Here is a 14,252-nt window from a genome sequence, read left to right on the forward strand (position 1 = left end):
CTTTTGGGTCCTTCCAAAAGTGACCCGCTGTAAAAGCGGAACCCTAAGTGGCCGTTACCGCAGGAATGGATATGTACACAATTCAACTGTGTTGACTGCCAGGCCGCCTTCGCGAGCAAGCCCGCGCCCACAGTTGGATCGTTAGGGTGTCAGGTAGGTAGTCGTCGGCTGTCAGGCCGTCATCGCAGGCAAGCCAGCTCCCACAGTTGGATCGTGGGGTGCCGTCATCACAGGCAAGCCCCACATTTTGCCCCGTATTGAATCAGGAACCCAGGCTGATGCCGTTGGCCGGCAACGGCAATGCGGTTTTGTAGCGCACTTGCTTCAGGGCAAAGCTGGAGCGAATGTTCGCCACCCCCGGCACCTTGGTCAAAAAGTCCATCATGAAGCGCTCCAGCGACTGGATCGTGGGCACCAACACCCGGATCAAATAATCCGGGTCACCGGCCATCAGGTAACACTCCATCACCTCCGGTCGGTCCGAAATCGCCCCTTCAAATTGCTGCAGCGCCAGCTCGTTCTGTTTCTCCAGGCTCACATGGATGAACACATTCACGTGCAGCCCCAGCAAATCAGCGTCCAGCAGCGTGACCTGCTCACGAATCAACCCCAGTTCTTCCATCGCCTTGACCCGGTTGAAACACGGCGTGGGCGACAGGTTGACCGAACGGGCCAGGTCGGCATTGGTGATCCGCGCATTCTCCTGCAGGGCGTTGAGAATGCCGATATCGGTACGGTCCAGTTTGCGCATGAGACAAAATCACCTGTTTATTATGTTTATGCAGTTTTTTTATCCGCAAATGGCCGGCGACGCAATGAAACACAGATAAATATTCTTCTACGCCACGCCTATGATTGTTGTAGGACAAGATTTCTTCTACCCGAAGACTGACTGTCAGCTAGCGCGCCCACTACAAGAAATTCACAAGATAGAGCGTAGAAAGCCATGACCCAGCCGTATGCACCGCTGCGCCTGCACGTTCCCGAACCCTCGGGCCGCCCAGGTTGCAAGACCGACTTCACCTACCTGCGTTTGACCGACGCCGGCCTGGTACGCAAACCCGCCATCGACGTAGAGCCCGCCGACACCGCCGACCTGGCCAAGGGCCTGATCCGCGTGCTCGACGACCAGGGCCAGGCCCTTGGCCCGTGGGCCGAAGGTGTCTCCACCGAGATCATGCGCCGCGGCATGCGCGCCATGCTCAAGACGCGCATTTTCGACAACCGCATGGTGGTCGCCCAGCGTCAGAAAAAAATGTCGTTCTACATGCAAAGCCTCGGCGAAGAAGCCATCGGCAGCGCCCAGGCCCTGGCCTTGAACATCGACGACATGTGCTTCCCCACCTATCGCCAGCAAAGCATCCTGATGGCCCGCGACGTGCCGCTGGTGGACCTGATCTGCCAACTGCTGTCCAACGAGCGCGACCCGCTCAAGGGCCGCCAGTTGCCGATCATGTATTCGGTCAAGGAAGCGGGCTTCTTCACCATTTCCGGCAACCTCGCCACCCAATTCGTCCAGGGCGTGGGCTGGGGCATGGCCTCGGCGATCAAGGGCGATACCAAGATCGCCTCGGCCTGGATCGGCGACGGCGCTACCGCTGAATCGGACTTTCACACCGCCCTCACCTTCGCCCACGTGTACCGCGCGCCAGTGATCCTCAACGTCGTCAACAACCAATGGGCGATTTCCACCTTCCAGGCCATCGCTGGCGGTGAAGCCACCACCTTCGCCGGACGCGGCGTCGGTTGCGGTATCGCCTCCCTGCGCGTGGACGGCAACGACTTTATCGCCGTGTACGCCGCCTCGGCCTGGGCTGCCGAGCGTGCGCGCCGCAACCTGGGGCCAACCCTGATCGAGTGGGTCACCTACCGCGCCGGCCCACACTCCACCTCCGATGACCCATCCAAGTACCGTCCCGCCGACGACTGGAGCCACTTCCCCCTGGGCGACCCGATTGCCCGCCTCAAGCAGCACCTGATCAAGATTGGCCAGTGGTCCGAAGAGGAACACGCGGCGGTCAGTGCCGAACTTGAAGCCGAAGTGGTCAAGGCGCAGAAGGAAGCCGAACAGTACGGCACCCTGGCCGGTGGCCAGATTCCAAGCGCCGCGACCATGTTCGAGGATGTCTATAAAGAGATGCCGGAGCACTTGAAGCGCCAGCGTCAAGAGCTGGGGGTGTGACATGAACGACCACAACAACAGTATCGAACTGGAAACCGCCATGACCACCACCACCATGACCATGATCCAGGCCCTGCGCTCGGCCATGGATGTGATGCTTGAACGTGACGACAACGTGGTGGTGTTCGGCCAGGACGTCGGCTACTTCGGCGGCGTGTTCCGTTGCACCGAAGGCTTGCAGACCAAGTACGGCAGCTCGCGGGTGTTTGACGCGCCCATCTCGGAAAGCGGCATTGTCGGCGTGGCCGTGGGCATGGGCGCCTATGGTTTGCGCCCGGTCGCCGAAATCCAGTTCGCCGACTACGTCTACCCCGCCACCGACCAGATCATTTCCGAGGCGGCGCGCCTGCGTTATCGCTCGGCCGGTCAATTCACTGCGCCGCTGACCATGCGCATGCCCTGCGGCGGCGGCATCTATGGCGGCCAGACCCACAGCCAGAGTATCGAAGCGGTGTTCACGCAAGTATGCGGCCTGCGCACGGTGATGCCGTCCAACCCCTATGACGCCAAGGGCCTGCTGATCGCCTCCATCGAGAACGATGACCCGGTGATCTTCCTCGAACCCAAGCGCCTGTATAACGGCCCGTTCGACGGCCACCACGACCGCCCGGTGACGCCGTGGTCCAAACACCCCCAAGCCCAAGTGCCGGACGGTTACTACACCGTGCCCCTGGACGTAGCCGCCATCGTGCGCCCAGGCTCGGCGGTGACCGTGCTGACCTACGGCACCACCGTGTATGTGTCGCAAGTCGCCGCCGAAGAAACCGGCATCGACGCCGAGGTCATCGACCTGCGCAGCCTGTGGCCGCTGGACCTGGAGACCATCGTCAAGTCGGTGAAAAAGACCGGCCGTTGCGTGGTGGTGCATGAGGCAACGCGCACCTGCGGCTTTGGTGCCGAGTTGGTCTCGCTGGTGCAAGAGCATTGCTTCCACCACCTGGAAGCGCCGATCGAACGCGTCACCGGTTGGGACACCCCCTACCCGCACGCGCAGGAGTGGGCGTATTTCCCAGGGCCGTCCCGAGTGGGCGCGGCGTTGAAACGGGTCATGGAGGTCTGAATGGGCACGCACGTTATCAAGATGCCGGACATTGGCGAAGGCATCGCGGAAGTTGAATTGTCTGTATGGCATGTAAAGGTCGGCGACCTGGTGGTTGAAGACCAGGTGCTGGCGGATGTGATGACCGACAAGGCGATGGTGGATATTCCCTCGCCGGTCCATGGCAAGGTGATCTCCCTCGGCGGTGAGCCGGGTGAGGTCATGGCAGTGGGCAGTATTTTGATCAGCATTGAAGTGGAAGGCGCAGGCAATACCAAGGAGGTGCCGGTGGTTGCGGAACCTGCGAAGGTCGCGCCTGCTGTGGCAGAAGCCAAACCGGTACAGGCGCCAGTAGAAAGCAAGCCCGCTCCTGTAGTGAAAGCATCGCAAGCCCCCGTGGCCCGCGAAGCCAGCGAACGCCCATTGGCCTCCCCTGCCGTGCGCAAACACGCGCTGGATGCCGGGATACAGTTGCGCCTGGTCCAGGGCACCGGCCCGGCGGGCCGGATTCTGCATGAAGACCTGGAGGCTTACTTGCGCCAGGGCCCGGCGACGGGCGCCAGCGCCGCCAACCCGTATGCCGAGCGTACTGACGAACACCAGATCCCGGTGATCGGCATGCGCCGCAAGATCGCCCAGCGCATGCAGGACGCCACCCGCCGCGCCGCGCATTTCAGCTACGTGGAAGAGATCGACGTCACCGCCCTCGACGAGTTGCGCGTGCACCTTAACGAGAAGCACGGTGCGACACGCGGCAAGCTGACCCTGCTGCCGTTTATCGTACGGGCCATGGTTGTGGCGTTGCGCGACTTCCCGCAGATCAACGCCCGTTACGACGATGAAGCCCAGGTCATCACGCGCCTTGGCGCCGTGCATGTGGGCGTCGCCACCCAGAGCGACGTGGGCCTGATGGTGCCGGTGGTACGCCACGCCGAAGCTCGCAGCCTGTGGGGCACTGCAGAAGAGATATCGCGCCTGGCCAACGCCGCACGTGCAGGCAAGGCCAGCCGTGAAGAGCTGTCCGGTTCGACCATTACCCTGACCAGCCTCGGCGCCCTGGGCGGCATTGTCAGCACGCCAGTGCTGAACCTCCCCGAGGTGGCCATCGTCGGCGTCAACCGCATCGTTGAGCGGCCGATGGTGATCAAGGGCCAGATCGTGGTGCGCAAGATGATGAACCTCTCCAGCTCCTTCGATCACCGTGTGGTCGATGGCATGGACGCGGCGCAATTCATCCAGGCCATTCGCGGCCTGCTCGAACAACCCGCCAGCCTGTTCCTGGAGTAAGGGCATGACTCAGACATTGCATACCACGCTGCTGATTATCGGCGGCGGCCCCGGCGGCTACGTGGCGGCGATTCGCGCAGGCCAACTGGGCATCCCGACCATCCTGGTGGAAGGCCAGGCACTGGGCGGCACCTGCCTGAACATCGGCTGCATTCCCTCCAAGGCGCTGATTCATGTGGCCGAACAGTTCCAGCAAACCGTGCACCATAGCCAGGGCTCGCAACTGGGTATTGAAGTGGATGTGCCGACCCTGGACATCCGCAAGAGCGTGGAATGGAAAGACGGCATCGTCGACCGCCTGACCACCGGCGTCGCCGCGCTGCTGAAAAAGCACAAAGTGCAGGTAATCCACGGCTGGGCCAAGGTCATCGACGGCAAGACGGTCGAGGTGGGCGAGCAGCGCATCCAGTGCGAACACCTGCTGCTGGCCACCGGTTCGAAGAGCGTCAACCTGCCGATGCTGCCGATTGGCGGGCCGATCATTTCCTCCACCGAAGCCCTGGCACCGACCCGAGTGCCCAAGCGCCTGATCGTGGTGGGCGGGGGCTATATCGGCCTGGAGCTGGGTATCGCCTACCGCAAGCTCGGTGCCGACGTCAGCGTGGTCGAGGCCCAGGCGCACATCCTGCCGGCCTACGACGCCGAGCTGACCCTGCCGGTGGCTGAATCCCTGAAGAAACTCGGCGTGAAGCTGTACCTGGAACACAGCGTCACCGGCTTTGCCGACAACAAGTTGCAAGTACGTGCACCCAATGGCAACACCCTGGCGCTGGACACCGACCAGGTGCTGGTAGCCGTGGGGCGCAAACCGAACACCCAAGGCTGGAACCTCGAAGCGCTGAACCTGGACATGAACGGTGCGGCGATCAAGATCGACAGCCGTTGCCAGACCAGCATGCGCAACGTGTATGCCATTGGCGACCTGAGTGGCGAGCCCATGCTGGCGCACCGGGCCATGGCCCAGGGCGAAATGGTTGCCGAACTGATCAGCGGCAAAGCCCGCGAATTCAACCCGGCGGCGATACCCGCGGTGTGCTTTACCGACCCGGAACTGGTGGTGGTCGGCAAGACCCCGGACGAAGCCAAGGCTGCCGGCCTGGACTGCATCGTGTCGAGCTTCCCGTTCGCCGCCAATGGCCGGGCCATGACGCTGGAGTCCAAAGCCGGCTTCGTGCGGGTAGTGGCGCGGCGCGACAATCACTTGATTGTTGGCTGGCAAGCCGTGGGGGCTGGGGTATCCGAGCTGTCGACCGCGTTCGGCCTGAGCCTGGAAATGGGCGCGCGTCTGGAAGACGTGGCCGGCACCATCCACGCGCACCCGACCCTGGGTGAAGCGGTGCAGGAAGCGGCGTTGCGGGCGTTGGGCCACGCGTTGCACCTGTAAAATCGTGGCGAGGCCATCGCGGGCAAGCCCGGCTCCCACATTGGAATGCGTTCCAAGTGTGGGAGCTGGCTTGCCTGCGATAGCGGTGGATTAGCCAATGCCGAGGTTAATGGTCCGCCGCCCTCCTCCCACACCGGCCAAGAATGCAGTATTGTTGCGCCCATCCAGAAAAAAAACCGACTTGACCAGAGATAGAGGGTGTCATGGGTAACGAGAGCATCAATTGGGACAAGCTGGGTTTTGACTACATCAAGACCGACAAGCGGTTTCTCCAGGTCTGGAAAAACGGCGAATGGCAAGCAGGCACCCTGACCGACGACAATGTGCTGCACATCAGCGAGGGCTCCACTGCCCTGCATTATGGCCAGCAATGCTTCGAGGGCCTGAAGGCCTACCGTTGCAAGGACGGTTCGATCAACCTGTTCCGCCCGGACCAGAACGCCGCCCGCATGCAGCGCAGCTGTGGCCGCCTGCTGATGCCGCAAGTGCCGACCGACGCGTTCATCGACGCGTGCAAGCAAGTGGTCAAGGCCAACGAGCGCTTCATCCCGCCGTACGGCAGTGGCGGCGCGCTGTACCTGCGCCCGTTCGTGATCGGCACCGGTGACAACATCGGCGTGCGTAGCGCGCCGGAGTTCATCTTCTCGGTGTTCTGCATCCCGGTCGGTGCCTACTTCAAGGGCGGCCTGGTGCCGCACAACTTCCAGATCTCCGGCTACGACCGCGCCGCGCCACAAGGCACCGGTGCCGCCAAGGTCGGTGGCAACTACGCCGCCAGCCTGATGCCGGGTTCGGAAGCGAAGAAATTCGGCTTCGCCGACGCGATCTACCTGGACCCGATGACCCACTCGAAAATCGAAGAAGTCGGCTCGGCCAACTTCTTCGGGATCACCCACGACAACCAGTTCATCACGCCGAGTTCGCCTTCGGTATTGCCTGGCATCACCCGCCTGTCACTGATCGAACTGGCCCAGACCCGCCTGGGCCTGGAAGTGGTTGAGGGCGAAGTGTTCATCGAAAAGCTGGACCAGTTCAAGGAAGCCGGCGCCTGCGGTACCGCTGCCGTGATCTCGCCGATCGGCGGCATCCAGTACAACGGCAAGCTGCACGTGTTCCACAGCGAAACCGAAGTCGGCCCGATCACCCAGAAGCTCTACAAAGAGCTGACCGGTGTGCAGACCGGTGACGTGGAAGCGCCAGCGGGTTGGATCGTCAAGGTCTAACAGCTACAAAAGCCAGCGACACCACAAAACCCTGTGGGAGCTGGCTTGCCTGCGATAGCGATCTGTCAGCCAGGATATTGGCTACAGACCCACCGCTATCGCAGGCAAGCCAGCTCCCACACTGGTTTCTGCGCCTTCAAGAGTGTGGCGCAATATTCTCGGCGATCTTCTTACCCATACTGATCCTCGGCTCCACCCCATACCCCAGCGCCTCATAAAACCCCACCACCACGTCATTGCCGCCGGTGATCTGCAAGTTGATCTTCATGCAACCCAGCGCCGTCAACGCCTGTTCGGCATAGCGCACCAGCGACGATCCCAAGCCATGGCGCCGATAGTCGGCATGTACCGCCACCGAATACAACCAGCCACGATGGCCGTCATAGCCGGCGAGGATGGTACCGATCACAGCGTTGTTGTCGGTGGCAACAAAGAACAACCCGTCATTGACCGCCAGTTTCTTATCAATCGCCAGGCTCGGCAGGTTATGGGCCGTTTCATAGCCAAACGCCTGCTGCCATAACTCAATCACCTGGGCACGATGCTGACGGTCGCGATACGGCCCGATGGGGTGGCGGGATAACAGCGCCTTTTCCATCACCAACGTGCGCTCGTTGCCGTGGTACACGTCGCGCACGTTGTGAAAACCCAACTTGGCGTAGAAAGCTTGCGCCGTCAGCGAGGACGGCACGCTCAACACCGTCACGCCGGCTTCACGGGCGCGCAGTTCGATCTCGATCATCAATAGCCGGCCGATGCCCTGCCCTTGCAGCGCCGGGTTGACGAACACCGAGCGCACCACATTGCCATCCAGTGCCGCCGTAGCGACGATCAGTTGAGCCTGAGTTGCCACTAGCACCACCCGCCGCTGGAGCAACGCCAGCACAGCGTCGGGGGTAAAGTTGCCGGCAACCCGCGCAATCACATCCGCGGGGTAATCACGCGCGTTGCTGCTGTGCAGCGCAGCCAGGATGACTTGGCTGATGCCCTCGGCATCTGAGGGTTGGGCAAGGCGAACAGCGGTAGACATGGTTCCTCCTGGCGTACACAACGATAACAATCACCACAATACCAATGTGGGAGCTGGCTTGCCTGCTCCCACATTTGATTGCATTTCAACTTGGCAGCCGATTCGGCTGCGTCACTCCCCTTTTCAGCTTTCCCGGCTGAGCCACCCCGCTGTTTCAGCCGGGATCCTTTCCCCACAACGCACACAATAGCGGCACAAGATCCCCAACGGACCCGTGCCCCCATGCAAACCACCAACACCGTCCTGATGATCCGCCCGGCGCGCTTTGCCTTCAACCCGGACACCGCGATCAACAACCGTTTTCAACGCCCGCCGCTGGACCCGCTCAGTGCACAGCACAAAGCGTTGGAGGAGTTCGACGGTTATGTCGACACCCTGCGCCAGCACGGTGTGGAAGTGCTGGTGGTGCAGGACACGCCGGCGCCCCACACGCCCGACTCGATCTTCCCCAACAACTGGTGGAGCAGCCATGCCGACGGCAGCCTGGTGCTCTACCCCATGGAAGGCCAGAACCGCCGACTGGAGCGCAACAAGGGTGTGCTGCAAGTCTTGGAGCAACGCTTTGCGATCAACGCCACCATCGACCTCAGCCACCTGGAACAACAGAACATCTTCCTGGAAGGCACCGGCAGCATGGTGCTCGACCGCCAGCACCGCATCAGTTACGCCTGCCATTCGGGGCGTACCCACCACGCGGCGCTGCGCCAGTTTGCCGAGCGCCTCGACTACCAACTCTGCGTGTTCCACGCGTTGGATCGCCACCAGGCCCCCATCTACCACAGCAACGTGATGATGAGCGTTGGCCGCGACCTCGCGGTGGTGTGCCTGCAGGCCCTGCCCGACGACAGCGAGCGCCTGGCCCTGGAACGTTCCCTGCGTGACACCGGCAAGGACATCCTCAGCTTGGACTTTGACCAGTTGGAAGCCTTCGCCGGCAACATGCTGGAGGTCCACGACCGGGACGGCCAGCCGTTACTCGTGATGTCCGCCAGCGCCTGGGGCGCCCTGCAACCGGCGCAGCGCCTACACGTGGAGCGCCATACGCGGCCGGTGGTGGTGAATATCGACAACATCGAACGCATCGGCGGCGGCAGTGCCCGCTGCATGCTGGCCGAAGTGCATCTGCCGGCCCGTCCCTCATTTCAATAAGGAGTCTTGCCATGACCCGTTATATCGACGTCAACGACCTCAGCTACCTGGTTTCGCAAAAAGGCCTGCAAACCTGCATCACCGAGATGGCCGACTACATTCGCGCCGACTACCTGCGCTGGCAGGAGTTCGAGAAATGCGCGCGCCTGGCCAACCACTCACCGGATGGCGTGATCGAGTTGATGCCGGTGTCCGACGCCTCGCTGTACGCCTTCAAGTACGTCAACGGCCACCCGAAAAACACCCTGGCCGGCATGCTCACCGTGATGGCGTTCGGTGCCTTGGGCGACGTCGACACGGGCAAACCGGTGCTGCTGGCAGAAATGACCCTCACCACTGCGATCCGCACCGCTGCCACCTCGGCCCTGGTCGCCCGCTACCTGGCCCGCGCCAACAGCCGCAGCATGGCGCTGATCGGCAATGGATGCCAAAGCGAATTCCAGGCCCTGGCCTTCCACGCCATGCTCGGCATTACTGAAATCCGCCTGTTCGACATCGACCCCCAGGCCACCGCCAAGCTCGCCACCAACCTGAAGGCGTTCCCGGCGATCAAGGTGATTTTGGCCGCCAGCGTCGCCGAGGCGGTCAAAGGCGCGGACATTGTCACCACCGTTACGGCCGACAAAGCCTACGCCACCATCCTGACGGACGAAATGATCGAGCCAGGCATGCACCTCAATGCCGTGGGCGGTGACTGCCCGGGCAAGACCGAGCTGGACCGCCGCATCGTCGAGCGCGCCCGGGTGATCGTCGAGTACGAACCGCAAAGCCGCATCGAAGGCGAAATCCAGCATATGCCGGAAGATTCGCCGGTCACCGAGCTGTGGCAAGTGATCAACGGCCAACAGCCGGGCCGCGAGAATGACCGCCAGATTACCCTGTTCGACTCAGTGGGCTTTGCCATCGAAGACTATTCGGCCCTGCGCTACGTATTGGACGTGGCCAAGGCATTGGATGTGGGCAGCGAGCTGGAACTGGTACCAGACCTGGCCGACCCGAAAGACCTGTTCGCGCGCCTGGCCCAACAACCGGTTGTACAGCACAAAAAGCGCGCCTGAAACCGCTCTGGCCTGCCGCTTTGCGCCCAGGGCAGGCCAGATTCTGGTGGGTTAAAAGCCGATTTTGCCGGTGCCACAGCCGATTCCGCTGCATTGCTTGTTTTAACAGCGCAATTTGCGCTTTGCGCAGGGGGTAAACGACACAAAAAACGCACCATCATGAAGCATTCTCTGCTCCCAGTTATTCACTGCCCCTGACATCAATTACAAAATATAGGGACCGACACATGACTCCTCTGCGATCACTCTTCGCTGCGTTGCTGTTGCCACTGTGTGCCACTGCTGCCCACGCCCAGGACTGGAAAGAAATCCGGTTTGGCGTGTTCCCCGAATACCCGCCCTTCGAATCCGTCGCCGCCGACGGCAGCCTGCAAGGTTTCGATATCGAACTGGGCAACGCTATCTGCGCCAAGCTCGAAGTGAAATGCACCTGGGTGCACAACGAATTCGACGGCATGATCCCGGCCCTGCGTGCGCGCAAGTTCGACGCGATCATGTCTTCCATGGCCGTGACCCCGGCCCGCGAGAAAGTCATCGATTTCACCGACCGCCTGTTCCTCAGCCCCACCTCGGTGATCACCCGCAAAAACGCCACCTTCGGTGATACCCCCGAATCGCTGAACGGCAAGCAAGTTGGCGTGCTGCAAGGCTCGTTGCAGGAAGCCTATGCCCGCGCGCACCTGGCCAAGCTCGGTGCACAGATCAAGGCGTACCAGTCCCAGGAACAGAACTACGCCGACCTGCAAAATGGCCGCCTCGACGCCACCCTCACGGACAAGCTCGAAGCCCAGCTCAACTTCCTGTCCAAACCCGAGGGCGCCGACTTCAAGACCGGCCCGGCCTTCAAGGACCCGACCCTGCCCCTGGACATCGCCATGGGCCTGCGCAAGAACGACCAGGCATTGCGTGAGCTGATCAACAAGGGCATCGCCGCCGTCCAGGCCGATGGCACCTACGCCCAGATCCAGAAGAAATACTTTGGCGATCAGGACATCTACAACGAGTAATCCCCGCGCCAGCCCCCTGTAGGAGCGAGCTTGCTCGCGAAAATCGTCAACGATAACGCGCTAAGCCAGCATGAACGCGGCGCCCTTGAGTTTTTCGCGAGCAAGCTCGCTCCTACAAAATAAAGAGATCTCCTTTCCATGAACGACCTCCTCAACCTGCAAGGCTACGGCCCGATGCTGGCCCAGGGTGCCTGGATGACGCTCAAGCTGGCGTTCCTCGCCCTGGCGCTGAGCCTTACCCTGGGCCTGGTCGCCGCGGGCGCCAAACTCTCCAGCGCCAAATGGCTGCGCGTGCCGGCCACGCTCTACACCACGTTGATCCGCAGCGTGCCGGACCTCGTGCTGATCCTGCTGATCTTCTACAGCCTGCAACTGTGGCTCAACGACCTGACCGAAGCGTTCGGCTGGGACTACGTTGAAATCGACCCGTTTACCGCCGGGGTGATCACCCTGGGCTTTATCTACGGCGCGTATTTCACCGAAAACTTCCGGGGCGCGATCCTCAGTGTGCCGGCGGGCCAACTGGAAGCCGCCACCGCCTACGGCCTGAGCCGCTGGCAGCGCTTTCACCTGGTGCTGTTCCCGCAACTGATGCGCTTTGCCCTGCCGGGCCTGGGCAATAACTGGCTGGTGCTGCTCAAGTCCACGGCGCTGGTGTCGATCATCGGCCTGTCAGACCTGGTCAAGGCCGCGCAGAACGCCGGCAAGTCCACGAGTGAGCCGCTGTACTTCCTGATCCTCGCGGGCCTGGTGTACCTGGTGATTACCACCCTCTCCAACCGCATCTTCAAGCGCCTGGAACGGCGCTATAACCTGGGCATCAAGGGGATGGCGCGATGATCGAACTGTTCCAGCAATACGGCCTGGCCTACCTGTTCAGCGATGGCAGCGGCGTGTCCGGTGTCGCCATGACCTTGTGGCTGTTCATTATCTCGGTGGTGCTCGGCTTTGGCCTGTCGATCCCTCTGGCGCTGGCACGCGTGTCAGAGCACTTCTGGCTGCGCTGGCCGGTGGAGGTCTACACCTACCTGTTCCGTGGCACGCCGCTGTATATCCAACTGCTGATTTGCTACACCGGGCTGTACAGCCTGGAGGTGGTGCAGGACAACGCCCTGCTCAATCAGTTTTTCCGCAATGCGCTGAACTGCACGCTGTTGGCGTTTGTGCTCAACACCTGCGCCTACACCGTGGAAATCTTCGCCGGGGCGATCCGTAACATCCCCCATGGCGAGATCGAAGCGGCACGCGCCTATGGCCTGCACGGCTGGAGGCTGAACCTGTTTGTGATCGTGCCCGCCGCCTTGCGTCGCGCCCTGCCGGCCTACAGCAATGAAATGATCCTGATGCTGCACGCCACCTCGCTGGCGTTTACCGCCACCATCGCCGACATCCTCAAGGTCGCCCGCGATGCGAATGCCGAGACGTTCCTGACCTTCCAGGCCTTCGGCATCGCCGCCCTGCTCTACATGCTGCTGTCCTTTGCACTGGTGGGCCTGTTCAGGCTGGCCGAACGTCGCTGGATGCGCTTTCTTGTTCCTACCCGAGGCTAACCCATGAATCAGTCCGCGCAGGCCCTGGCCGCTTATCCGCTGGATGTACCCGTCGGCAAAACCGCCACGGCGGCCATCAAGCTGCAAGTCGAAGGTATCCATAAACGCTACGGCGAACACGAAGTGCTCAAGGGCGTGTCCCTCAATGCACGCCAGGGCGACGTGATCAGCCTGATCGGCGCCAGCGGCTCGGGCAAAAGCACGATGCTGCGGTGCATCAACTTTCTGGAACAGCCTGACGCCGGGGTGATCACCCTGGACGGCATCAGCATCGAAATGCAACCAGGCCGCGCCGGCATCCGCGCGCCGCACCAGGCGCAACTGCAAAACCTGCGCACGCGCCTGGCCATGGTATTCCAGCACTTCAACCTGTGGAGCCACATGACCGTGCTGGAAAACATCACCATGGCCCCGCGCCGGGTGCTGAACGTGAGCGCCGCCGAAGCCGAGAAACGTGCGCGGCTGTACCTGGACAAGGTCGGCCTGCCAAGCCGCGTGGCGGACCAATACCCGGCGTTCCTGTCCGGTGGCCAGCAGCAGCGCGTGGCGATTGCGCGGGCGCTGGCGATGGAGCCGGAGATTATCCTGTTTGATGAACCCACCTCGGCCCTGGACCCGGAGCTTGTAGGAGAAGTGCTTAAAGTCATACAGACGTTGGCCGAGGAAGGTCGTACCATGCTGATGGTCACCCACGAAATGGGCTTTGCCCGTCAGGTGTCCAGCCAAGTACTGTTCCTGCACCAGGGCCGAGTCGAAGAACACGGCGGCGCCGAGATCCTCGACCATCCCACCAGCGAACGCTTGCAGCAATTTCTTTCCAATCGTTTGAAGTGAACTCATGGATACCAAGGCCAACGGACCCCATTCTTCCCCTACGCTGGATCGCATCGACGAAGCGATCATCGACGTACTCAGGCATCAGGGGCGTATCACCTACGAAAAGCTCTCGTCACTGGTGCACCTTACCCCCAGGCCCTGTCTGGAGCGGGTGCGCAAGCTGGAGCGACGCGGGGTGATCCGTGGGTATGGGGCGATCATCGATGTGCAGATGGTCTCACCGGGGCTGTCACTGCTGGTGCTGGTGGCCTTGTCCAACCAAAGCGGGCGCTCGGCGCAAAAGGCCTTCGAAGCCTGCGTGAAAGCCTGCCCGCAGGTGTTCGAATGCCAGTTGATCAGCGGGCCGTTCGACTACAGCCTGCGCATGCGCTGCCGCGACATGGAGCATTACCGGGTGCTGACCGAGACCTGGTTGAACAATGATGAGTTGCACATTGATAAGCTGGTGGCGCATCCGGAGTTGGCAGTCGTCAAGAACACTGCCACTGAACTGGCCTGATACCCAC

Annotated in this window: 14 protein-coding genes; 12 read left to right on the forward strand and 2 right to left on the reverse strand. The window is 61.8% G+C overall.

From position 1 onward, the window contains the following. Positions 1 to 262 precede the first annotated feature (262 nt). Entirely contained in the window at positions 263 to 751 is a 489-nt protein-coding gene (gene bkdR / locus DK871_RS17715; RefSeq protein WP_003174877.1) for a Bkd operon transcriptional regulator BkdR, read from the reverse strand. Positions 752 to 946: 195 nt separating this feature from the next. On the opposite strand from bkdR, the gene DK871_RS17720 reads away from it, so the two are divergent. From DK871_RS17720 to DK871_RS17740, 5 genes are all read left to right on the forward strand, one after another. After that, positions 947 to 2,182: a 3-methyl-2-oxobutanoate dehydrogenase (2-methylpropanoyl-transferring) subunit alpha gene (locus DK871_RS17720; RefSeq protein WP_003192305.1), complete on the forward strand. Its 1,236-nt coding sequence runs from the start codon at positions 947 to 949 to the stop codon at positions 2,180 to 2,182. Between the two features lies 1 nt (position 2,183). Next, positions 2,184 to 3,242 carry an alpha-ketoacid dehydrogenase subunit beta gene (locus DK871_RS17725; protein WP_005789444.1) on the forward strand — a complete coding sequence of 353 codons (1,059 nt, stop codon included), beginning with the start codon at positions 2,184 to 2,186 and terminating at the stop codon, positions 3,240 to 3,242. Further along, positions 3,243 to 4,508, forward strand: a complete 1,266-nt coding sequence (locus DK871_RS17730; protein ID WP_161906057.1) for a dihydrolipoamide acetyltransferase family protein — start codon at positions 3,243 to 3,245, stop codon at positions 4,506 to 4,508. A gap of 4 nt (positions 4,509 to 4,512) precedes the next feature. Next, positions 4,513 to 5,892 carry a dihydrolipoyl dehydrogenase gene (lpdA, locus tag DK871_RS17735; protein WP_161906058.1) on the forward strand — a complete coding sequence of 460 codons (1,380 nt, stop codon included), beginning with the start codon at positions 4,513 to 4,515 and terminating at the stop codon, positions 5,890 to 5,892. A gap of 203 nt (positions 5,893 to 6,095) precedes the next feature. Next, a complete protein-coding gene (locus tag DK871_RS17740) occupies positions 6,096 to 7,115 on the forward strand; it encodes a branched-chain amino acid aminotransferase (RefSeq protein WP_161906060.1) in 1,020 nt (339 codons plus the stop codon). 136 nt (positions 7,116 to 7,251) lie between these two features. Here DK871_RS17740 and DK871_RS17745 read toward each other — a convergent pair whose 3' ends face one another. Further along, entirely contained in the window at positions 7,252 to 8,145 is an 894-nt protein-coding gene (locus DK871_RS17745) for a GNAT family acetyltransferase (RefSeq protein ID WP_161906062.1), read from the reverse strand. A 222-nt stretch (positions 8,146 to 8,367) separates the two neighbouring features. Between DK871_RS17745 and ctlX the strand changes: the two genes are divergently transcribed. From ctlX to DK871_RS17780, 7 genes are all read left to right on the forward strand, one after another. After that, positions 8,368 to 9,294: a citrulline utilization hydrolase CtlX gene (ctlX, locus tag DK871_RS17750; protein WP_161906063.1), complete on the forward strand. Its 927-nt coding sequence runs from the start codon at positions 8,368 to 8,370 to the stop codon at positions 9,292 to 9,294. Between the two features lie 11 nt (positions 9,295 to 9,305). Then, positions 9,306 to 10,352, forward strand: coding sequence for an ornithine cyclodeaminase (locus DK871_RS17755; protein ID WP_161906065.1), 1,047 nt, complete (start codon positions 9,306 to 9,308; stop codon positions 10,350 to 10,352). Positions 10,353 to 10,579: 227 nt separating this feature from the next. Then, on the forward strand, positions 10,580 to 11,359 hold the full coding sequence (locus DK871_RS17760; protein WP_032896457.1) for an ABC transporter substrate-binding protein: 780 nt from the start codon (positions 10,580 to 10,582) through the stop codon (positions 11,357 to 11,359). A gap of 138 nt (positions 11,360 to 11,497) precedes the next feature. Then, positions 11,498 to 12,199, forward strand: coding sequence for an ABC transporter permease (locus tag DK871_RS17765; protein WP_014719023.1), 702 nt, complete (start codon positions 11,498 to 11,500; stop codon positions 12,197 to 12,199). After that, the gene (locus DK871_RS17770) at positions 12,196 to 12,909 is read left to right on the forward strand and encodes an ABC transporter permease (RefSeq protein WP_161906067.1); all 714 of its coding nucleotides are present in this window, start codon (positions 12,196 to 12,198) and stop codon (positions 12,907 to 12,909) included. The genes DK871_RS17765 and DK871_RS17770 overlap by 4 nt, the downstream gene beginning before the upstream one ends. A gap of 3 nt (positions 12,910 to 12,912) precedes the next feature. Further along, entirely contained in the window at positions 12,913 to 13,743 is an 831-nt protein-coding gene (locus tag DK871_RS17775) for an ABC transporter ATP-binding protein (RefSeq protein WP_218581460.1), read from the forward strand. Positions 13,744 to 13,747: 4 nt separating this feature from the next. Continuing rightward, complete coding sequence (locus tag DK871_RS17780) at positions 13,748 to 14,245, forward strand: Lrp/AsnC family transcriptional regulator (protein WP_003192319.1); 498 nt, start codon at positions 13,748 to 13,750, stop codon at positions 14,243 to 14,245. Positions 14,246 to 14,252 lie beyond the last annotated feature (7 nt).

It is taken from the genome of Pseudomonas sp. L13 (assembly GCF_009935965.1).
GTDB classification, from domain to species: Bacteria; Pseudomonadota; Gammaproteobacteria; order Pseudomonadales; family Pseudomonadaceae; genus Aquipseudomonas; species Aquipseudomonas lactis.